Annotated in this window: 14 protein-coding genes and 6 pseudogenes; 12 read left to right on the top strand and 8 right to left on the bottom strand. The window is 42.4% G+C overall.

All coding sequences use genetic code 11. The features are described 5' to 3' along the window. Positions 1-371 precede the first annotated feature (371 nt). The 3 genes from APHWEB_RS03610 to APHWEB_RS03600 form a co-directional block, all read right to left on the bottom strand. Complete coding sequence (locus tag APHWEB_RS03610; RefSeq protein WP_011451132.1) at positions 372-971, bottom strand: hypothetical protein; 600 nt, start codon at positions 969-971, stop codon at positions 372-374. A 16-nt stretch (positions 972-987) separates the two neighbouring features. Further along, positions 988-2427 (bottom strand): hypothetical protein, encoded by a 1440-nt coding sequence (locus APHWEB_RS03605; protein ID WP_011451133.1) that lies wholly within the window; start codon positions 2425-2427, stop codon positions 988-990. Between the two features lie 87 nt (positions 2428-2514). Continuing rightward, entirely contained in the window at positions 2515-4956 is a 2442-nt protein-coding gene (locus tag APHWEB_RS03600; protein ID WP_020849419.1) for a hypothetical protein, read from the bottom strand. A gap of 205 nt (positions 4957-5161) precedes the next feature. Between APHWEB_RS03600 and lpdA the strand changes: the two genes are divergently transcribed. Beyond that, entirely contained in the window at positions 5162-6577 is a 1416-nt protein-coding gene (gene lpdA / locus APHWEB_RS03595; RefSeq protein ID WP_020849209.1) for a dihydrolipoyl dehydrogenase, read from the top strand. An 82-nt stretch (positions 6578-6659) separates the two neighbouring features. Here the strand turns inward: lpdA and rho are convergent, their stop codons facing one another. Continuing rightward, positions 6660-7991 (bottom strand): transcription termination factor Rho, encoded by a 1332-nt coding sequence (gene rho / locus APHWEB_RS03590; protein WP_011451135.1) that lies wholly within the window; start codon positions 7989-7991, stop codon positions 6660-6662. Between the two features lie 916 nt (positions 7992-8907). Here rho and hslV point away from each other — a divergent pair. From hslV to APHWEB_RS03575, 3 genes are read left to right on the top strand one after another with little or no spacing between them, the layout of a single operon-like run. Then, complete coding sequence (gene hslV / locus APHWEB_RS03585) at positions 8908-9477, top strand: ATP-dependent protease subunit HslV (protein WP_011451137.1); 570 nt, start codon at positions 8908-8910, stop codon at positions 9475-9477. A gap of 4 nt (positions 9478-9481) precedes the next feature. After that, positions 9482-10957 carry an ATP-dependent protease ATPase subunit HslU gene (gene hslU, locus APHWEB_RS03580; protein WP_080943513.1) on the top strand — a complete coding sequence of 492 codons (1476 nt, stop codon included), beginning with the start codon at positions 9482-9484 and terminating at the stop codon, positions 10955-10957. Positions 10958-10962: 5 nt separating this feature from the next. Next, entirely contained in the window at positions 10963-11658 is a 696-nt protein-coding gene (locus APHWEB_RS03575) for a class I SAM-dependent methyltransferase (protein ID WP_011451139.1), read from the top strand. A gap of 210 nt (positions 11659-11868) precedes the next feature. Here the strand turns inward: APHWEB_RS03575 and APHWEB_RS03570 are convergent, their stop codons facing one another. The 3 genes and pseudogenes from APHWEB_RS03570 to APHWEB_RS03560 all read right to left on the bottom strand — a co-directional run. Beyond that, positions 11869-12135, bottom strand: coding sequence for a P44/Msp2 family outer membrane protein (locus APHWEB_RS03570; RefSeq protein ID WP_080651079.1), 267 nt, complete (start codon positions 12133-12135; stop codon positions 11869-11871). A gap of 199 nt (positions 12136-12334) precedes the next feature. Further along, positions 12335-13045, bottom strand: a pseudogene (locus tag APHWEB_RS03565) (P44/Msp2 family outer membrane protein); the annotation flags it as partial. A gap of 175 nt (positions 13046-13220) precedes the next feature. Further along, positions 13221-13718, bottom strand: a pseudogene (locus APHWEB_RS03560) (P44/Msp2 family outer membrane protein); the annotation flags it as partial. Positions 13719-14585: 867 nt separating this feature from the next. On the opposite strand from APHWEB_RS03560, the gene metG reads away from it, so the two are divergent. From metG to APHWEB_RS06370, 7 genes and pseudogenes are all read left to right on the top strand, one after another. Next, entirely contained in the window at positions 14586-16127 is a 1542-nt protein-coding gene (gene metG / locus APHWEB_RS03550; protein WP_011451141.1) for a methionine--tRNA ligase, read from the top strand. 1087 nt (positions 16128-17214) lie between these two features. Beyond that, positions 17215-17775 (top strand): annotated as a pseudogene (locus APHWEB_RS03545) (P44/Msp2 family outer membrane protein); the annotation flags it as partial. A gap of 223 nt (positions 17776-17998) precedes the next feature. Next, positions 17999-18769 (top strand): annotated as a pseudogene (locus APHWEB_RS03540) (P44/Msp2 family outer membrane protein); the annotation flags it as partial. Between the two features lie 137 nt (positions 18770-18906). Then, entirely contained in the window at positions 18907-19053 is a 147-nt protein-coding gene (locus tag APHWEB_RS06055; RefSeq protein WP_080651081.1) for a P44/Msp2 family outer membrane protein, read from the top strand. 40 nt (positions 19054-19093) lie between these two features. Further along, positions 19094-19627 (top strand): annotated as a pseudogene (locus tag APHWEB_RS03535) (P44/Msp2 family outer membrane protein); the annotation flags it as partial. 197 nt (positions 19628-19824) lie between these two features. Next, positions 19825-20419, top strand: a pseudogene (locus APHWEB_RS03530) (P44/Msp2 family outer membrane protein); the annotation flags it as partial. Between the two features lie 108 nt (positions 20420-20527). Continuing rightward, positions 20528-20668, top strand: coding sequence for a hypothetical protein (locus APHWEB_RS06370; protein ID WP_155237148.1), 141 nt, complete (start codon positions 20528-20530; stop codon positions 20666-20668). 107 nt (positions 20669-20775) lie between these two features. Here APHWEB_RS06370 and APHWEB_RS06365 read toward each other — a convergent pair whose 3' ends face one another. Then, positions 20776-20943: a hypothetical protein gene (locus APHWEB_RS06365; protein WP_011451142.1), complete on the bottom strand. Its 168-nt coding sequence runs from the start codon at positions 20941-20943 to the stop codon at positions 20776-20778. A gap of 62 nt (positions 20944-21005) precedes the next feature. Here APHWEB_RS06365 and coxB point away from each other — a divergent pair, with 62 nt between their 5' ends. Continuing rightward, positions 21006-21794: a cytochrome c oxidase subunit II gene (gene coxB / locus APHWEB_RS03525; RefSeq protein WP_011451143.1), complete on the top strand. Its 789-nt coding sequence runs from the start codon at positions 21006-21008 to the stop codon at positions 21792-21794. Positions 21795-21837: the final 43 nt, after the last annotated feature.

Here is a 21837-nt window from a genome sequence, read left to right as displayed (position 1 = left end):
AATGAAACTATTGCCACGCACCCTGTAAAAGCGACACGTCCTTGCCTTCATACGCGCGATTTCATGATATCGCACATTGCTACTTTTTGTAAAAAGTTGCACCAGGTAGTTAGAAATGTGACTGAAATCTTCTTGCGAGACTCGGCATAAAGCAAAACCTGTCTCGTCACTCTCCGAATATTTGCAAACTCCCTCCTCATTAGAGCCTAAAACTTCATAGCGTACCCGCTCTCCTGTAAGATCAGCGACGCATTTATATGCGGAACAGTCCATAATAGCATGCGCTAAACCTATGCATTCCTGAGCAAGAGTAGTATGCCCAGCGCAAGCTAGTGCAAGTGAAAATAACACGTAAAGAATAGATTTTAATCTCATACGTGACAACCCGATATCTTGTATAACTCGAATTCAACGTGACATGACACTGTTGGTAATATACTTCCGCTGCTATTCGCTTCTATAACCTCTTGAGTAACCTCTCTCTTTTTTACGATTTTTAAATGCTTCAACGCCACAAAACCCGGTACATCGTACCTAACAGCCTGAATAAATAATACAGCGTGCTTGTCCGTAAGCGCAGAAAATTTCATCCGCACTCTACTTTTCTCAACTTTGATATACTGCTTCTCATATTGCGCACTCACATCTACTGACTCAGATACAGATACCTCTTCCATAGAAATCCTGTGTTTATGGCATAACTCAGAAAATAGGCTCTCTATGCCTACCTCCTCACTACCCCCGTATACGTGAGAATCGTGCAATTCACGCCATACGGAAAAGTTATTATTGAGCTTGATCTCATGATTATGAGCATTGTTAATCTCCGCCTTCATCTTTGATATATCTTTGGTAAGAATCACAACCTCTTCTTTGTGCTTGCTCTGTATGCTATATACCCGCTGTAACGCTACCGCCAGTCCCAAAAAAGTAACAAAAGTTGTGATTTGCAATAGATAGTACTTAAACACATATACCTCTTGCACTTCATATTCGCTCTAAGCGTATAATAAAGTTTCCTGTTTTTACATCAACTGGCGCAACTTCTATCACCCTAAACCCCTCTAGTACATGATCAAGCTTGTGAGCCACATTCCTAATCTTTCCTCCCTTTACTGAAACTCCTAACGCTATCGTAACCCCAAAATCCTCAGTCACACTCCAATCAAAGCTCGTAAACTCAAAGCCGTCCCTGGGCATTTTACTTAACACAGATAAATTTACCATCGGGTATCTATCTACACTCGATAACGATCTATAAAGATCCACAACATCATACATCTCATGGATTCTAGCAAATTCCTGATCCCCACGTATACTCTCTAAGCGCTCCAAAAGCTTAGCAGATTCGTCGTTGAGTAATAATCTCATGTCCTTAGTTTCTAAAACACTTATACCACCATACACGCAGAGAACTGCTAGAAGCGCTATAGCATAGACAGTAGGCACTATAGCAAACTTCTTCAGCAAAGACACACGTCTCATCTCAAATGTCTTTTTCGTGTGCATAATGTGCTGGAACTCCCGTTTCTTCATCATCTCGTACAGAAGCACTGTATCACAGCACATACTACCAACACTGACGCAATCTTGAATTTTTAAAACCTTGCCTAATTCATATGGTGTAAAAACATTGATATCCTCCTTCTTTAAGTCAAACGATAGTAAACAGGACTTAACGCAGCCAGATACAACCATATATAGCCCTATATCTTCCGGGGCAACTGGACCATAAATGCTGGAAATCTCTGATACCGCATTCTGCATACTATGGTATACCTTTCCAGCTACAACATCTGGCAACTCACTCTCAGATTGCATTACCCGTATTGAAGTTGCATCGAACAGCTTACCGTTACGCAGTACTATTAGCCTAAAATCCCCAACCTTGGTGTAAGCAAGAAAAACAACCCATTCCTTGATATTACCTTCTCGGGCTGCAACACCATGCGCAATGTAAGCAAGTTCTAGAGAAAATAGAAGGACCCCTTGAAAAAACGAGGAAGAATGCTGCGTGACAAAATTCAGTACATCCTCGAAAAGCCCATCTTCGATACGGCTCTCGACAAACATATGTCGGACAAAAGACTGCCCATTTTTTACTGCATTAACTACAAAAAAGGAAGTCTTGAAGCCCTTTACGTCTACAAAACCCCCTTGCCTATTCCTCCACATCGATTGTGGTAATAACTTACAAGTAGGAGGTAATTCCCTCATCCCATAAACCTGGCTGGAATGGTCGAGTACTAAGTAAATATATGACCTCTTATTTTCCAATATACATTCCTTTACCTCTTCCCATGCCCTCCCTTTCGCACTATCAACAAAATATTTACCGCATATGACACCGCCAACAATATTGACTATAACAGCACCATTATCACCTATACAAATTACAACAGAGCTGTCACCTCCTCGCAGGCCCATAAAACCCATCTACACACACCGCAACATCAACCTACAAGACAAAATTTAACCCGTAGCGGCAGTGTATGTAAAAAACATTAATGTAGACTAAAGCTTACTTGTAGTCTGACAAAACATACTAGTGGCTTCTACTTCTTTACATAAAACGCAACCAACCGTGGTGCAGCCGTGTGTTTCAGGTGGGACAGCAGCGTCTACAGTAGAATGCCCCACGCTACCACTTTGTTCACCATAATCACCGAGGGCAACATATTCACTTGACGCCGCAAGACCACTCTCTGGAGTATTCCTTGCAACATCTGCCCTATTATAACCTGTAGACCGACTCCTAACATACGTAACAATAGCATATACAGCCACTATCAGCGCAATGATTATACCTAATACCCCTAAGACGATTATCCCCTCAGTGACACCAAAATATGCATCCTGTTCATTATATCGCTTGATACTCGAACTGTTATCTACAGAATTTGCGCTAGAATTCAACAAACCATTAGTTGAAGAATTCTCTACTCCATAATGTACCGTAGTATGATGCACAACTGAATTAGCGTCTATCTCCTCTACACCATCAGTTATACTGCTTGCATGGTTGTTACCCTGCATGCTAAGTGCCGCAACCTCCATGCTCACATTTTTACCCAAAAGTGTATTCACACTATCTGTAGAAGACAAAACCTCTACAGTAGGACTTTCTTCTATAGCTCTGAGCACTGTAGTACGATTACCCGTACCCCCTGTAGTACCTATAGGCACCAAATCACGCACTTGCGTGGTTTTTTCCTCAATACCTTGCCTATTACCCATTGTAATCCAATTCGTAGGATCCCCTATCGTAAAATCCCTCACTCCAGCATGGCTATGCTTTACAATGCTTGACTTAAAATAATACATTCTAGGAGTATTATAAACTAAGTTAGGACCCTCAACAGCCAGTACATCTTCAATTATTACAACACTAGATTCCTTCACAGAGCTAAGCGCTTCGTGTACCTCTCTTTTGATAACTGCAAGTATCTCCTGTGTACCCAGACTACTATAATTTATGGAAAAAGCATCTATACGACACTCCTTTTTGCTATTTAATTGCCTTAGGTCGATTCTATACACATTCGCGCGCAATGAAGCAGTATCTAAAAGCATAACCTCCACATGTATGCCATCCACACTTTTAAGATTAATAGAAGATGCAGAAAATCCCATTGGTATAATACCCTGGAGTACTGTGTAAGTACCTCCACCTAGCATTGCTACAGAAAGCTCCTCCATACGCAAAGTGTCCAAGCTGCGTGTCACATAGAAAATGTACCTCAGATCACCAATAGCCCTCCCATAAATAAGTTTCATTTTTTTAGCAGTCAGTACAACTCCTCCTCGCGCCTCTATATTGCATAAATGTGTACCTATCAGACATTGTCTCAAGGACATAAGGCGCGCAGTCGCTTTATTACGAAAAAAAACGGCGTCAAAAGCCTTATACGGGTGATAATATTCACGATCCTCGACAGCGATGTAACTACCTATATAGGTCAAAGCTAGACGATCACTCCCTTGTTGATCCCACAGCACCAAATGCTCTGGTCTCTCAAGAGAACTACCACCAAATCTACGGAATAGGTAGCTCCGTATTTCCGACGACATTTTATTTCTACGAACAACCGGCTGAAGCGTGGCAGCAGAAAAGCGCCATAAAAAATACCCCTGATCTGTTGCAGATAGCCTACTATCTCCTTTTGATTTCCCCGTAACAAGAACGTCTCCTCTTACATCATGCAATACAGCTAAAGGAGCGCGATACTCTTCACCAGCTCCAGCTCCAAATCTGTAACTTCGTCCCTCCACAAGCAAGGAATTATTACCATCAATCCCTATTACATATTGACTGAGAACCAGGGTATTGACCCTACGCGAAGACGCTTCCCAAGGCGAAATACCTTGATCCTCTACATGAACAAAAGTAATCCTGTATTCGGCATTACATCCAAAAACAGCGTAAACAGGCGCATAGTGTTCCACATGCTCTGCCGAAAACGGAGCACTGTTGACCTTCGATAAGATCGCACTGTCACCATAAAAAACGTGCAAATACATATCGTAACCCCGAGCACTTTCACGATAATGCACACAAAAAGCTTTATCCTCACTAGACCAAAATCTCGTTTGATTCCCTACCAAACATTGAAATATCTCTGGATTTTTGGGCTGATCTATACCCATACTTCGTCCGTATATCTTGTCTACAATGCTTCCAGAATTTTCGCGGCCATAACTGAAGTCATTTTTATCGAAAAAGCCTTTTCGCTCTTCAAAAAAGTCTTTTGTCTTTCTATAGAGCATTCTCCCCTGATCCTGCTCAGACTCTTCCGCAACATACTCAATGCTACCTTCACTATCATATTCCGTACTACTATCCCCTGTATCACTCCTTTGCTTATCAGCAACAGAGTTTTGCACGTAAGCTACCACACTTCCTAATCCAGCAGCTATCTCACCAGCCCAATCTTGCAATTTTTTGAATACTCGCATAATTTAAGAATTTAATAATTTTGACTGCGTCATATTAATATCTTTACTATATTACTTGCAACGTTTATAAAAATTTTTTACCATTTATGCGATAGTGGGGTATTTGCTATATTGTTTTGAGTGCGCTCGTGAAAACTGGCAAAATTACGTTGCCAATTTCGGTAATTTTAAATATCATGCCCGATTGTGTGTATTGTGTGCTCACATGGACAAGTACGAAGTAGTAATAATCGGGAGTGGACCTGGAGGATATATAGCTGCTATTCGCGCAGCGCAGCTCGGATATAACGTGGCTATAGTGGAGCGTGAAGACAACCTGGGAGGCGTGTGCCTAAATTGGGGTTGCATTCCCACAAAGGCTTTGCTCAAATCTGCCCAACTGTACAAAAAGATCCTGTCTGCTAGTTCCTTTGGTATTAAAATTACGGGAGATGTAGAGGTAGACATTCAGTCAATCGTGGCACACTCTAGAGACGCTGTGGCTAAGCTGAGCTGCGGTGTATCTATGCTCATGAAAAAGAACGGCGTTAAGGTGTATAAAGGATGCGCGCGTATTGCCGGTAAAGGAGAGATTCATGTTGATAATGACGGAGTAAAAAGTGCCCTCTCGGCTAAACATATAATACTTGCCACCGGTGGAAGGCCAAGAATTGCTACCAATTTAGATACAAAATTGCTTTGGTCCTCCAAAGATGCCATGCTCCCTGAAACGTTGCCTAAATCTCTCTTGATCATTGGTAGTGGCGCAATTGGTATTGAGTTTGCCAGTTTCTACAGCACCCTTGGTAGTAAAGTTACCATTGTAGAAATGCAAGATAGAATTCTGCCATTGGAAGATCGTGACATATCGTTGTCTATGCATGAGATATTGAAAAACCAGGGAGTAGATATATTTACTGCTTGCTCAGTTATGGATTTAGTCCAGAGTGCTTCTTCCATTACAGCTCAGATCGTCAACAGTGGCACAAAAGATACTGTAACTTCTTCTTTTGAAAGGGTAATTTGCGCCATAGGTATTTTGCCTAATTCCGGAAACCTAGGCTTGGAGGATACTAAAGTACAGCTCGATAAGGGGGGCTTTATCATCACAGACGGTATGTGCCAAACATCAGAGCCCGGAATATACGCCATCGGAGATGTAGCAGGGCCTCCATGTTTAGCTCACAAAGCTAGTCACGAAGCTGTGATTTGTGTTGAGGGTATTGCTAAAAAAGACGGTCGTATATCAACAGCACCCTCCACTCTACATAAAAATAATATACCCAGCTGCATTTATTCGATTCCTCAGATCGCTAGCGTGGGATTGACTGAAGATGCCGCTAAAGCCCAAGGCCTAGAGATAAAAGTTGGTATCTCACGCGCTAGCTGCAACGGTAAAGCCATTGCCTCTGGGGAATCTGAGGGTTTCGTAAAGGTTATTCTGTGCTCCAAGACTGGAGAACTACTCGGAGCTCACATGCTCGGAAGTGAAGTTACAGAGATGATCAACGGATACATAGTAGGGCGTCAGCTTGAGGCTACAGATCTCGATATAGCTCATACCATATTCCCTCACCCCACACTCTCTGAAATGATGCACTCTGCCATACTCTCCGCTTGGAACGAACCTCTGGATAGTTAACCATACCCAGTCTTTCCTAGGTGTAGACACCAAACGATGCTGCAGCCATCGTTACGCCTAATCGTACCCGTACAGATAACCGTTAGCTATTCATCATTTCAAAAAAGTCGTTGTTATCCTTAGCCATGCTAAGCTTGTCTCTCAGAAACTCCATAGCCTCAACTGGACCCATGGCTGATAACAACCTTCTCAGTAACCATACCTTCTTCAGAAGCGCTGATTCTATCAGCATGTCTTCCTTTCTTGTTCCAGACTTAGATATATCTATCGCTGGGTAGATTCTCTTATCTGCTATCTTCCGATCAAGTATTATCTCGCAGTTTCCTGTACCCTTGAACTCCTCGAAAATCACTTCATCCATTTTCGATCCCGTCTCTATTAGAGCAGTCGCTATTATCGTGAGCGATCCCCCATTCTCTATATTCCTAGCTGCTCCAAAAAACCTCTTAGGCCTCTGTAGCGCATTAGAATCTACCCCACCTGTAAGCACCTTTCCTGATGATGGCATAACCTCATTATATGCCCTAGCTAATCTTGTTATAGAGTCTAAAAGGATTACCACCTCCTTCTTATGCTCTACCATCCTCTTAGCTCTTTCTATCACTATCTCTGCCAACTGTACGTGCCGGTACGCAGGCTCATCAAATGTAGAACTTACAACTTCTCCCTTTACTGACCTCAACATATCCGTGACTTCTTCTGGCCTTTCACCTATCAAAAGCACTATCAGTTCCATGTTGGGGTGGTTTACAGCTATAGAGTGCGCGATTTGCTGCAAGATTACAGTCTTACCAACCCTTGGAGGTGCTACTATTAGCGCACGTTGCCCCTTTCCTAGTGGCGCTATTATGTCTATAGCACGCATGCTTATATCTTTCTTCTCGTTCCCAGCACCCTTATTGCACTCGAGCAATATTCTATCTTCTGGGTATACTGGAATCAGATCGTCAAAGTGTACATACCTCTGTAGCTTACCTATCTCCGTGTAGTTTATGCTGTACGCCTTGACTAAGGTAAAATACCTTTCCTTATCTCCAGGTGCACGTATCTCACCACTTACTATGTCACCCGTTCTCAAGTTAAATTTCTTTATCTGACCAGCCGATATGTAGATGTCATCGCTACTTGCCGCGTAATTTGCTTCTGCTGATCTCAAAAATCCAAATCCATCCGGCAATGTTTCTACTACACCACCACCTATTGCCACTCCTCCTTCGCTGATTACTCTCTTCATCAGCTGGAATATTATCTCTTGCTTCAGCATCCTGCCGTTGCTTACTACACCTAGCTCCTCCGCTATTGCTAGTAGCTCCCCTGTGCTTTTTCTCTTCAGCTCACATAGGTTCAGGATTCTTCCTTCTTCGCTGCCACTCCCTGTCGCCTCTTCTGCTACTACAGACTCTTCTCTTTCCATGACACCTTCTGACATACCAACTCTCTTCACTAAACCTAAAAAGTATAACCCCCTAAATCCCCCATAGCAGTGACATCACTAACCCTGCTCATAACAAAGGCAAAGGACGAATATCACAAACTTACGGGAAACAAAGCGCCTATCCACAAAACCACACTACTGAAGATCCACGTCCTCAACACTCGGCGCAACAGAGCCTACCCGATCCACAAAACTCACAAGCGCCACACATCACCGTAAGGAAAAAATAAACCCCCCAAGGGAAACCCCGGACGAACTCCGAGTACGCGGAATCTATACCATAACTCCACAACACACAAGTACATTTTTATGCCAAATTATACAAGCGTCACCCACAATTTTCAGGGCACACGATCTACAACGCATAACCACTTGATGAGCATCATGCCACACCAAAGCGTGGGAGCAAGGTTTACAGATGCCTACTGTTGGAACACACAACCCACTTTCAATATACCAGATAACTTGTGCAAAAGCTAGTGTAGAAATCAAAATACCTACGTCATGCGTTTTATAAATGTGTAGTGAAAATTCAACATATCACACACTCCAATACGGCCGCTATTGCTCTAATAGCTAATGTCTGTGTATAAGATTACCTAGTTTTTTCCGCAAGAATCTGCAGGTTTCAACTCACCTAAGCTGCTGAACTTATAATGCTCACATCCTGTCTCTACAAAGATATCGCCTTGATAGCAGATTCACGTTGCAATATTACAAGGCGCAGTGCAAAAGAGAATAGACTTAAACAACACTAAACAATAACCTGCAAGCCAGTTTAATACATGTTTTTTTTAATGAAGTGCAATATCAGTGAGTCTATGATAATTATTCGCTAAAATTAGCGCGAATTTTCAACTCAAGTTGGACACAATATAGCCAAGGAGATATACAAATGGATCACACAGACGACCGCAAGATGTACGGTACTACAATCTTGTCGATAAGAAGGGGGAATAGTGTAATAGTAGCAGGCGATGGCCAGGTGACTTTGGGATCTACAATCATGAAAACTTCTGCAAGAAAGATAAAACGTCTAGCTTCCAATACAGTCATCACTGGTTTCGCTGGCGCAACTGCCGATGCGTTTACCCTATTTGAAAGGCTAGAAGGTAAGCTAGAAAAACACCCTGGTCAGTTAATGCGTGCATGTGTAGAGTTGGCTAAGGACTGGCGTCAGGACAAATACTTAAGACGCTTGGAAGCAATGATGATCGTTGCTGATAAGTCAGTATCTTTGGTAATATCCGGCGGCGGGGATGTATTGGAACCAGAAAATGGTATAGCTGCAATTGGCTCAGGGGGTAACCTCGCCCTAGCAGCTGCTAGGGCATTGTGTGCAGCGCAAGATGAGTTTGCACCTGCTATGCCTTTGGAATATATAGTTGCAAAATCCATGGCAATTGCCGCAGAAATTTGCATATACACTAACAATAACATTGTTATGGAAAAGATAGAGGGTTGATATTATGTACTCACGTGAGTTAGGTGTACTTGCTTGTAATGCACCGTCTGAAGGGGATGATTTAGTTTCTGGAAGTATTCAGGAAGAAAAAGTAACGCTAGATCAGGATTGTGGCGATGGTGCAGAAGAATTCCCCGAAGAGGATGATGAGGATGCTGAATGTGAAATTCGTGACCTATCTCCGAAGCAGATAACAAAAGAACTGGATAGGTTCATAGTTGGGCAAACTGAAGCAAAGCGTGCAGTTGCGAATGCTCTTAGGAGCCGTTGGCGTCGCAATCGCGTACCTCAACCCTTAAGAGATGAAATCATCCCGAAAAATATACTGATGATAGGGCACACTGGGGTTGGAAAAACAGAAATAGCTCGTCGTTTAGCTAAACTAGCTCAAGCACCGTTTATAAAGGTGGAAGCTACCAAATTTACCGAAATAGGTTACGTTGGCCGTGATGTTGATTCCATAATGCGCGACCTAGTGGACCGAGCAGTGTTATTAGTTAAGGAAAAGTATAGAAAAGTTGTCAGAAAGCAAGCACGGAAGTCTGCTGAAGATATTATCCTTAACTGCCTTGTAGGAGCAGATGCATCGGAGGAAACCAAAAACGCTTTCCGGCATAAACTCCGCGCAGGAGAGTACGAAAACTCTGAAATATCTATCAATGTTAAAGATAATCGCAAGAGCATGCCCCCTTCGTTTGACGTTCCAGGAATGCCGGGCGGGCAGGTCGGCATTATGAATATCAATGAGATAGTGCAGAAGGTTCTAGGAGGGAACAAACTCTCAAGAACCATTAGTACCACTGTAAAAGAGGCTCGCGAGATTCTCCTAGACGAAGAAACCGAGAAGCTGATTGACGAAGATAAGATAGTACGCGAAGCATTGCACATTGCTAGCAACGAGGGAATAGTCTTTTTAGATGAGATTGATAAAATTGCTGCAAGAACAGAAGTACGCGGTGAAGTAAATAGAGAGGGTGTGCAGCGTGATCTTCTGCCATTGCTAGAAGGCACAAGTGTAAGCACTAAGTATGGTACCGTAACTACTGACCATGTCCTATTTATAGCTTCCGGTGCGTTCCATCTAGCAAAGCCTTCAGACCTACTGCCAGAGCTTCAAGGTCGTTTGCCTATCAGAGTAGAGCTGCAGCCTTTAAGCAGAGATGACCTAGTGCGTATCCTAACAGAGCCAGAGGCTAATCTGTTGAAACAGTATCGCGCATTGCTGGAAACCGAAGGTGTTACGGTAGAATTCACTGAGGACGGCATATTTGCCATTGCTAAAATAGCTTCAACTGTAAACAGAGAAGTGGAAAACATCGGTGCGAGAAGGCTTCATACCATCATGGAAAAGCTAATGGAAGATATCAGCTACAATGCTTCTGAAAACAGTGGTCAAACCTTCGTGATAGACGAAAAGCATGTACGGGAAAGGCTGGAGGATATTTCGAAGCAATTAGATCTTTCCAAGTTTATACTGTAGTAAAAATGGCTACGCAAGCTGAGGTAAATAGGGTTTTTTCTTCTGTGGCATCGCGTTACGACGTGATGAATGACATCATGAGTTTCGGCCTACACAGGTTATGGAAGCGCGAGTTGTGCAGCAGAATAGTGAAGCACTCCGGAACATTATTAGATGTGGCAGGTGGCACAGGAGATATAGCCCTACGTGCTTTGCAACAACGTGGAGGTTTGAGCATTACAGTATGTGATATCAATCAGGAAATGCTTAATGTCGGGAGAAAGAAGTCTATCGACTGCGGGCAACTTTCTATCAATTGGGTATGTGCCAGTGGTGAGTGCTTGCCCTTTCCTGATAATGCGTTTGACTACTACACAATAGCCTTTGGTATAAGGAATATACCTGACAGACAAGCTGCTCTAAAGGAGGCATATCGAGTACTGAAACCATGTGGTAGGTTTTTATGCTTGGAGTTTTCTCCTATACTCGAAGACAGTGCATTCAAAACAGCTTATGACCTGTATTCTTTCTTTGTTATACCGAAAATTGGCAAAATAGTAGCCGGGGATATTGATGCATATTCCTACTTAGTTGAAAGCATAAGAGCTTTTCCCACACAAAAACAATTCTCTTCCGAAGTTGCAGACGCCGGGTTTTTCAAAATCACGCATAAGAACGTATGCGGGGGAATCGCCACACTTTACAGTGCTTGGAAGGTCTAACGTCAACACATTTTAATGTGATGCATCAGCTTTAGCGTTTTAGCGCTTGCCGTCACGTATGCACTCATTTTCTTGATGAACCCGATAGGTGTTAAAAGAATGATCCTAGTAGTTTTGTAACATATTGCACACTGATACAGACAGGCTAATGTATGCTGCACTGCTGTTCACCCTGTCACTTTTTCAGAGCATGCTGCGTCGTATATCTTTTTATCGATACTCATACAGTTCTACTAGAAGAACTGCGTAATATGGCTGAAATGATGCACCAACATAGGCCATGGAGAAGTTAGCAATAGCAGTATCCTTAGTACGACCCGCCGGACTAGTATCATCTACAAGACGTTGAGCCGGAAGATCATCATAAACACCATAACCAACAAACCGATGATAGAAACCACCTACAAAAGCAGAGATTTCAGGAGAAAGCTGATAACTCAACCCAGCCTTTAACCTATAAGCAAGCTTAGGAGTGATATTCTAGACACCATCCTCATTAGCCACAGATTAGCTTCCCTCAAAGTACAGATAACCTCTGGAAAGTTTTAGAGGAGATTCTTAGATAGCAAGTATTTCATGCTGGGTAAGAGTGTAAAGCCACTGTACAGACCTGCTAAGTATTGAACATTGCTGATCGTAGTTTGTTTCAAAGTGATGCAGCAATAATTTTGCCTAGTTACTTGCTAGTGCATACAGGGTCAGAGATGGAGTGGTTTGTGATATGCCCATCAACCACGCCCACGAAGTTCCCACCAAGACCCACGCAAGCATAAGGAACAACGCCTAAACCTTCACTAAGAAGATCATAACAAGCATTAACCATCACAGAAGTAGAAGAAACTGCCCTTATCTCAACGACCTCACCCCCTTCAATAGTTTTAGCTAGTAACCCTGCTACTATGGTTTTTTCTTCAGGGGTTAGTTTTGTTAGGTCTGTGGCTACGGCTTTGGCGTTGCTATTTTGCTCATTCTGTGTTGGAGTACTGCCACTCTTCGAATAACTCCCCGTAGGCCAATGCTTGTTATCAGGTAGCCCTACACCTTTTACGAATGAGCTAAACTTTTGTCCCCCAGGGGCATTTAAACCACTGCACTGTGCTGTTTTATTCGTCGCACTTGTTTTCATGTCTGCACTGTACGCCGTAGGACTGTTATTATCCTCCCCCTTAGCATGAGTCCCATTACAAACCTTCTTATCAATATTAGGGGCAGAAATCTCCACGGCTTTAGCAAACTGAACAATATCCTTACCAGAGGTTTTGGCAAGAGCAGCAGCAAGGTTATCAGTCTGCCCAGTAACAACATCATAAGCTAACTCCTTAGCTAGTAGATATACTGTATCAGCTTCATCTTCCTTACTTCCACTATCTCTAATACCCTTAGTCTTCCTTTTAATAATAAGAGTTATTGTATAAGCTCCTGGTATAGCGCGCGATTCAAGATAATGGGCATACTTCCCAGTGTTTTTGAGACTGGAAGAGATCTTCATAGTGCAATATAGAGGCAACACCTTCGCTATGAGATTCTATCGGTGTAACTTCCTAATGTCTTAGAAAACTACAATCACAAACCTCGCCACCTTCAATAGTTTTAGCTAGTAACCCAGCTACTATGGTTTTTTCTTCAGGGGTTAGCTCCTGTACTAGGTCTTTAGCTACGGCTTTGGCGTTACCATTCGGTGTACCGTCTTTGGCACTACTATCATATATTCTTCCCGTAGGCCAATTCTTGTTATGTAGATCTACATCCTTAACGAATACACTAAAAGACTTTTGCCCCAGAGCCCCACTTTTCAAATTGCTACACTGTGCCGTGTAAGTTGTACCACTAGGCTCAGCTTGATACCCTGCTGTAGCGTTACTAGTGCCAGTCGCATGACTCCCATTACAAACCTTCCCATCGATGTCAGGGCTAGAAATTTTCACAGCATTGGCAAACTGAACGATGTCTTTCCCCGAGGTCTTGGCAAGAGCAGCGGCAAGGTTATCAGTCTGCCCAGTAACAACATCATAAGCTAACTCCTTAGCTAGTAGATATACTGTATCTGCTTCATACTCTCTAATAATACTGCCGCAACTCAATATGTTCCGGAGATATATAGCCGAAACCATTGAATTAAAAAGTTGGTGTTAGCTTTAGTGTTATATAGACGATAGATACACATCACATGCAGTTCGTTACCTAGCATAATAATGCACTATGTCCTTACCTTGATAATAGACCCCCGAGACAACCAATTCCTAAATAAATTCATAAATGGATCAGATACTAGCGCTACAGAACAAGATATAAACCTAATACCCAGTAACAGGTTTAAGGTGGCCTGTGCCATTTATCCAATAGTAGAGAATTCTTGGAGCATTCTCAAAGTTGCCTGACATTATCCGAAATACACCAAACTATACTTTGATTCAGATATACTCCCTTAATTTTCAGCCTGTTTATATCATGTAATTAGAGCCTGAGATTACCTAATCCAAGGTATAGCCTTTTGGTGGATTTCCTAGTTAAGGTTGCTCCCACAGCTAAGAATATCATATCCTTAGCTACTGCTATGTATTTGAGTCTTACTCTTTGAAATACGCTATAAGATGCACCGCTAGATCTACACACTGCCTGCATTGCCATTGTCTTGCACTTATAAAGTCCTGAAAAATTTGTTATGATGCGCAACTACTTCTAACAGGGCGTAATTTTTTCTAAACTTGCTGTTGATTTCTATTATCGAGTTTCTTGCTGTATAGCCTGAATCATAATTCCTATCTCAAGGTACTAGCTAAGAAGGCTTGCATGATTGGGTTAACCTTTATCTACCGTGATTGCCCCTCGTACCGGAGCTGTTACTACCCTCCTTGCGAAGGTACTCAAATGCTTATACAATGCGTTCCACAGCTCTTTAATTAACTCTTGTCTGTAAGGATTGTACAATGTCAAGTAAGCACTTCTGTGTTACCACGCCCATATATTATGTGAACGATGTTCCCCACATTGGGCACTTTTATACCACGCTTATATCAGATGTTCTTGCAAGGTTTAAGCGTCTGGATGGTGATAATGTAAAGTTTACTACCGGAACAGATGAGCATGGCCAGAAAATAGAAGAAACTGCCCGTAAACGTGGTACTCCAGTATTGCAGTTTGTTGACGAGGTTAGTGAGTCGTTTAGGGAATTAGTCCACAAGTCTGGTTTTTGTGCTGATGACTTTATTCGTACCACGGAAAGTAGGCATAAAGATGCCGTAGTAGCGTTATGGGATCGCCTATATAGTAGGGGGCAGATATACAAGGGGAGTTATGCTGGTTTCTATTCAGTTCGTGATGAGACTTTTTATCAAGAGCGTGATTTAATTGATGGTAAAGCTCCAACCGGAGCGGAAGTTACGTGGTTAGAAGAGCCAGGGTATTTTTTTAAGTTATCAGAATGGCAGGAAGCTCTTCTGCAGTTATATCAGGATAATCCTCGTTTTGTTGTGCCAGAAGGGAAGCTGAGTGAAGTCATAAGCTTTGTGAAGTCGGGATTGAGAGATTTGTCAGTTTCACGTTCGAAAGCACATCTTTCTTGGGGCATAGGTGTCCCAGGTGATCCAGAGCATTTGATTTATGTATGGGTAGATGCCCTTTCTAATTATTTGGCATTAGTGGGGTTTCCTAACGAGGATGCTGAGGACTATAACAACTTTTGGTGTGGTGAAAATTCCCATGTAGTGCATGTTGTAGGTAAAGATATACTGAAATTTCATGCGGTTTACTGGCCTGCCTTGTTGATGGCTGCAGGGTTACCATTGCCTAAACAAGTTGTAGCGCATGGTTGGTGGTTGAATGAAGGGCAGAAGATCTCCAAATCGTTGGGGAATGTGATATGTCCGCTTACGATAATAAATGAGTATGGCTTGGATAACGTACGCTACTTTTTGCTTAGTGAGACTCCCATAGGGAATGATGCTAGCTTCAGCGCTAAGAGGCTAAAGGAGCGTGTAAACTGTGATTTGGCCAATAATATTGGTAATTTGGTCCAAAGAACTGTCACCTTGGTACATAAGTGGTGTGAAGGAAAAGTTCCTTCTGTAGATATGAAGCTCATGTGTGGTGATGAAGCCCTTCCCGATTATCAGGGGATTTTGGAACAATATAGGGTCTATGTAGAGGAGCGCCGCTTCTTTGAGGCTCTAAAATTTATAATAGGTGTATCTTCTACAGCGAATGAGTATATAGCTGTAAAAGCGCCTTGGAAGCTATTTAAGGAAGATACTGCCTTAGCGGAAGCTGTACTGTTCAAATTATTAGAATACATAAAGTGTATAGGGTTGCTGTTACAGCCATTTCTTCCTGTGACATCTGAGAAGCTATTAGAGCAAATTGCTGTACCTGTAGAGAAGAGAAAGTTTGAGCATATTGCAGAACTATGTACAGGTAGAGTACTCCCAAAAGCAGTACCTATATTCTCCAAGTTTGATATGGATGATGTATAGCACTACAAGTACATCAGCATGACTGAAGAGCATTATGCGCATGTAAGATGTATGCTTCTTATCCCTTGACGTATGCATGAGTCAGACAGTGAACTTAATAGCGCTTAGGGAAGTTTTGAAAAGTAAGGTAGTTGTGATCAAAAATTTGTGAAGAGATCAAGTGCCAGGTAGGCATATTGATATATTCTGCTGGGGTTATTTATCTGGATGTAGCTTGTTGATTGCATGGAAAATGTACAACTCATGGTGTTTGCCTGCATTTTACGGATATGTACCACATTTCTCTTTCAATCTGTAACTCTGGAAGTTGTAGATCTTGTGTATGAGCACGCATTCTTAAAAAGAATTCGCAGTTTTGATCATCAACGGTGATAGTCGAGAGAAGGGAAGTCATTAGTATCTGTGGTATCGCAGATACGCTTTCAATGTTTCTGTCTTTAGTTAAGTTCACAATAGGTATGATCATTCGCAGTGTTGCGTCCTGCGTGTAGGGTGTCGCGCCCTTTTTGGTCTTATATCATGCGTGGGGTAGTGCCTTAGAAGCACGTATGCTGCATTACTTAATTCTTGGATAGAGTAGGTTGTACAAAATAAATGGAATACAGGATTTGTATCTTCAGTTAAATCTAGGGATACATAACTAACGGTGTAGCCTGTTTTGATGCAACTATGGGTTCCTGGTTGTCGGATAGCGCTATATGCTGAGTGCTTTTTATACTTTTCAATTCTGATAGTGTAAGAACATAGATTCGGCAGGTATCTGTTCTAAAAATATGCAATGTTTTACGGAGAGAAATTCCAGATCAACGCAAAATGTATTTCGGTATATATCTCGCCTTTATGACTATAATAACGGCTTTCAAGGCTAATACTGTCAGTAGTTTGAGCTAATAATGACAGTTTTTAGAAGAAATCGTGACATGATTCTTTTAAATTCCATGTACAGCCGCATCATATGATGTTGATAAGTCGTAAAACTGAGCATTACAGTGATGTGGTACAATTTTTGTATATAGAGTATACACACTGCGTGTGCATCGCTAGGTATATCGATAGCCTACGTAGTCACTCCTTATTATTAAAAAGGAAGACCAAGGGTATTAGAGATAGTGGTAGTAAGGAAGATGAAGCAGATACAGTATATCTACTAGCTAAGGAGTTAGCTTATGATGTTGTTACTGGGCAGACTGATAACCTTGCCGCTGCTCTGGCCAAAACCTCCGGTAAGGACTTTGTTAAATTTGCCAATGCTGTTGTTGGAATTTCTCACCCCGATATTAATAAGAAGGTTTGTGCGACGAGGAAGGACAGTGGTGGTACTAGATATGCGAAGTATGCTGCCACGACTAATAAGAGCAGCAACCCTGAAACCTCACTGTGTGGAGACGAAGGTGGCTCGAGCGGCACGAATAATACACAAGAGTTTCTTAAGGAATTTGTAGCCAAAACCCTAGTAGAAAATGAAAGTAAAAACTGGCCTACTTCAAGCGGGACTGGGTTGAAGACTAACGACAACGCCAAAGCCGTAGCCACGGACCTAGTAGCGCTTAATCGTGACGAAAAAACCATAGTAGCTGGGCTACTAGCTAAAACTATTGAAGGGGGTGAGGTTGTTGAAATAAGGGCAGTTTCTTCTACTTCTGTGATGGCGCTTGAACTCCGGGTATGCTGGTGATTTTGAGGTATTGGGAGTTATACCGCAAGTATATAACTTAAATACTGCATCGTAAGGATATCCTTCTGTTTCTGAGACACTGGTAAGTATGCCCATTACCTATGAATCTCTATGTAGATGTAATAAGAGCATACACGGTAACTCTTATTATTAAAAACAAGACCAATGGTATAAGGGATAGAAGAAGAGTATTATTAGAGAGGATGAAGTAGATACAGTATATCTACTAGCTAAGGAGTTAGCTTATGATGTTGTTACTGGACAGACTGATAAGCTTTCTGCTGCTCTTGCCAAAACCTCCGGTAAAGATATCGTTCAGTTTGCTAAGGCAGTGGAGATTTCTCATTCCGAGATTGATGGGAAGATTTGTAGGACGAAGCGGAAGGCTGGTGACAGTAGCGGCACCTATGCCAAGTATGGGGAAGAAACGGATAATAATACTAGCGGTCAAAGTACGGTTGCGGTTTGTGGAGAGAAGGCTGGACACAACGCCAATGGGTCGGGTACCGTGCAGTCTTTAAAAGACTTTGTAAGAGAGACGCTAAAAGCGGATGGTAATAGGAATTGGCCTACTTCAAGGGAGAAATCGGGAAATACTAACACAAAGCCTCAACCTAACGACAACGCCAAAGCTGTAGCTAAAGACCTAGTACAAGAGCTTAATCATGATGAAAAAACCATAGTAGCTGGGTTACTAGCTAAAACTATTGAAGGTGGGGAAGTGGTTGAGATTAGGGCGGTTTCTTCTACTTCTGTGATGGTCAATGCTTGTTATGATCTTCTTAGTGAAGGTTTAGGTGTTGTTCCTTATGCTTGCGTCGGGCTCGGTGGTAACTTCGTGGGCGTGGTTGATGGGCATATCACAATCCGTTGGGCTTCGACCCTATATGCTCACAGCAAGTCACTAGGCAAAATTGGAGCTGCATCACTCCGAAACAGACTACGATCAGCGATTCTCCATACCTAGTAGATCAGTACAGTGGCTTTATACTCTTACCCAGCATGAAATACTTGCTATCTAAGAATCTCCTCTAAAACTTTCCAGAGGTTATCTGTACTTCGAGAGGAAGCTAATCTGCGACTAATACGGATGGTGTTTATAATATCACTCCTAAACTTGCTTATAGGTTAAAAGCTGGGTTGAGTTATCAGCTTTCTCATGAAATCTCGGCTTTTGCGGGTGGCTTCTACCATCGTGTTGTTGGTGATGGTGTTTATGATGATCTTCCGGCTCAACTACCTACAAATTGATAGGTACACTAAAAGCCCACGTAATAACTCTCATTATTAAAATGAGGAAGATGAAGCAGATACAGTATATCTACTAGCTAAGGAGTTAGCTTATGATGTTGTTACTGGGCAGACTGATAAGCTTACTGCTGCTCTTGCCAAAACTTCCGGTAAAGACTTTGTTCAGTTTGCGAATGCTGTGAAAATTTCTGCCCCTAATATCGATAAGCAGGTTTGTACTGGGAGCCATGCTAAAGGAGGGGATACCACTGCGACAACGTTCAGTACAAACCTAGCGTCAAACACGGATAACAATACAGCACAGTGCAGTGGTCTAACGACGAAAGGGGAGAATAAGTTTAGTACCTTTGCGAAAGAGGTAGTACTTCAGGACAACAAGCATTGGCCTACGGGTAGTTATACAGGTAGTAGCGCTGCGAAGGAAAATGAGCAAAATAGTAACGCCAAAGCCGTAGCCACGGACCTAGTAGCTCTTAATAGTGACGAAAAAACCATAGTAGCTGGGCTACTCGCTAAAACTATTGAAGGCGGTGAGGTTGTTGAGATTAGGGCGGTTTCTTCTACTTCCGTGATGGCGCTTGAACTCTGGGTATGCTGGTTACTTTGAGGTATTGGGAAGTTATACCGATATAGTCTCACGGTGAAGATGTTATCCCAATACCGAACTGTGAGGATATCGTTCCGGTTCGAAAATACTGGGAAGTATGTCAGTGACCCATGAATCGCTAGCTATACCAAGGGCTTACACAATATATCTGATTATTAAAAAGGAAGACCAAGGGTATAAGGGATAGTGGAAGAGTATTATTAGAGAAATGAAGTAGATACAGTATATCTACTAGCTAAGGAGTTAGCTTATGATGTTGTTACTGGGCAGACTGATAACCTTGCTGCTGCTCTTGCCAAAACCTCCGGTAAGGACATCGTTCAGTTTGCTAAGGCCGTGGAGATTTCTAACCCTAATATTGATAAGAAGGTTTGTAGTGGGAGCCATGCGAAGGGGAATAGTGAGACAACAAAAAATAATACTGTAGCTAGCTATACTGAAAAGCCAACAGCGGCAACAGCAACGGCACAATGTAGTGGTTTTCCTGATGAGGCTGCAGGAAACAAAGCAGGGGGATTGAATAGGTTTGTAAGCGAAACGAAAGTGGAAGAAGGTAAAAACTGGCCTACGGGCAAGATACACAGTGGGAGCAGCACTAACAACGTGGATGGCACACACAATGGAAACGCCAAAGCCGTAGCCACAGACCTCACAAAGCTCACCTCTGACGAAAAAACCATAGTAGCTGGGCTACTCGCTAAAACTATTGAAGGCGGTGAGGTTGTTGAGATTAGGGCGGTTTCTTCTACTTCCGTGATGGCGCTTGAACTCTGGGTATGCTGGTTACTTTGAGGTTTGGAAGGCTTCTTATACCTCTGCAGGAATACAAAACAAGCTACTAACGCACCTGCTTAACTTCGGGCATGATTGCATGTTTTACGAGATGCAGGGAATTACACCCTGCGAGAGTTGGAAATAGAATCTCATAGCGAAGACGTTATCCCAATACTGAACTACAAGGATATTTCTTCGTATGGAATAACTTCAGAGCGAGATGCTGATTCTTAGAGACTGGTATAATTACAGAAAGTTTCACCATGCGGTATTAATAAGTTACCTTCAAATACACAGGTATGTGTGCGAATTACATATGAATCGCTAGGTATTCCAATATCCTACGCAATAAATCTCTCATCCATGAGGCAGAACTCATACCATGCAGAGGCATCTATGTAATTGCAATCCTCCTCACAAACTACAGGTCCACCTATAGCTTTTTTCTCCCTTGCATAGGCAAAACATGCCCTAGTCCCACGTGTCGTTGAATAACAAAAACCTTGCATTCCTACAACCTAAATGTATGATTGATTGTTAGATTTTTGGCTTCATACTAGGCTTTTTCCTTATGCTTCGCGCATTTCTCATCAGTGTTGCGTTTTGTTGCTTTAGCTTTTTCCTGTCTTGCAACGCAGAGGCAGGCGCTCCGAAGCCGTGGCAATTTGGGTTTCAAGAACCCGCAACGGAAATTATGGAGGCTATACAGAAGTCTCACAATTTCGTTATGATTGTAATGTCTGCTGTAGTCATCCTGGTTTTTGTTCTTCTCGCATATGTGCTGGTGAAGTATAGAAAGAAGCCTGGGGAGCAAGTAGAATTTAACAGAAAGCATTCTCACAATGTTGTTCTTGAAATACTGTGGACGCTGATACCTTTGCTGATCGTTGGTTTCTTGACATTTAGTAATGTCAAGCTTATTAGGTACGAGCAGAAGTTGCCCAAAGCAGATTTCGTCGTTAAAGCTATAGGCTATCAGTGGTACTGGTCCTATGTGTACCCCGAAAATGACATAAGCTTTGATAGCTATATGAAGGCTGATTCCGAAATAACAGGGGATGAACTGCGATTGCTTGAGGTAGATCATAGAATGGTTGTGCCTGTCAACAAGACCATTTTGTTACAGACTACCAGTGGTGATGTTATACATAGCTGGGCTGTGCCTGCTTTAGGGGTGAAAGTAGATGCAGTGCCTGGTAGGTTGAATGAGGCTTGGTTCTTAGTGAAGGAGCCTGGTGTTTATTATGGACAGTGTTCTGAGCTTTGTGGAAGATTGCACGGTTTTATGCCTATAGTGGTAGAAGCTGTGACTCAGGAACAGTTTGAAGCTTGGTTGGCGCAAAAGAAGGTAGAGTCTTGAGTGCGTTGCGATCACTTATAGTGGTCGCGTTTTGTTTTTTCCG

This window comes from Anaplasma phagocytophilum str. Webster (assembly GCF_000964685.1).
Lineage (GTDB): Bacteria > Pseudomonadota > Alphaproteobacteria > Rickettsiales > Anaplasmataceae > Anaplasma > Anaplasma phagocytophilum.
Note: the sequence above shows the minus strand (reverse complement) of the source record. Positions and strands in the feature narration are given on the sequence as shown.

Excerpts from the sequence above, each read along its gene's own strand:
- APHWEB_RS03605 (WP_011451133.1), bottom strand. The coding sequence starts at position 2,427 with ATGGGCCTGCGAGGAGGTGACAGCTCTGTTGTAATTTGTATAGGTGAT.
- APHWEB_RS03600 (WP_020849419.1), bottom strand. The coding sequence starts at position 4,956 with ATGCGAGTATTCAAAAAATTGCAAGATTGGGCTGGTGAGATAGCTGCT.
- lpdA (WP_020849209.1), top strand. The coding sequence starts at position 5,162 with ATGGACAAGTACGAAGTAGTAATAATCGGGAGTGGACCTGGAGGATAT.
- rho (WP_011451135.1), bottom strand. The coding sequence starts at position 7,991 with ATGGAAAGAGAAGAGTCTGTAGTAGCAGAAGAGGCGACAGGGAGTGGC.
- hslV (WP_011451137.1), top strand. The coding sequence starts at position 8,908 with ATGGATCACACAGACGACCGCAAGATGTACGGTACTACAATCTTGTCG.
- hslU (WP_080943513.1), top strand. The coding sequence starts at position 9,482 with ATGTACTCACGTGAGTTAGGTGTACTTGCTTGTAATGCACCGTCTGAA.
- APHWEB_RS03575 (WP_011451139.1), top strand. The coding sequence starts at position 10,963 with ATGGCTACGCAAGCTGAGGTAAATAGGGTTTTTTCTTCTGTGGCATCG.
- metG (WP_011451141.1), top strand. The coding sequence starts at position 14,586 with ATGTCAAGTAAGCACTTCTGTGTTACCACGCCCATATATTATGTGAAC.
- APHWEB_RS06365 (WP_011451142.1), bottom strand. The coding sequence starts at position 20,943 with ATGCAAGGTTTTTGTTATTCAACGACACGTGGGACTAGGGCATGTTTT.
- coxB (WP_011451143.1), top strand. The coding sequence starts at position 21,006 with ATGCTTCGCGCATTTCTCATCAGTGTTGCGTTTTGTTGCTTTAGCTTT.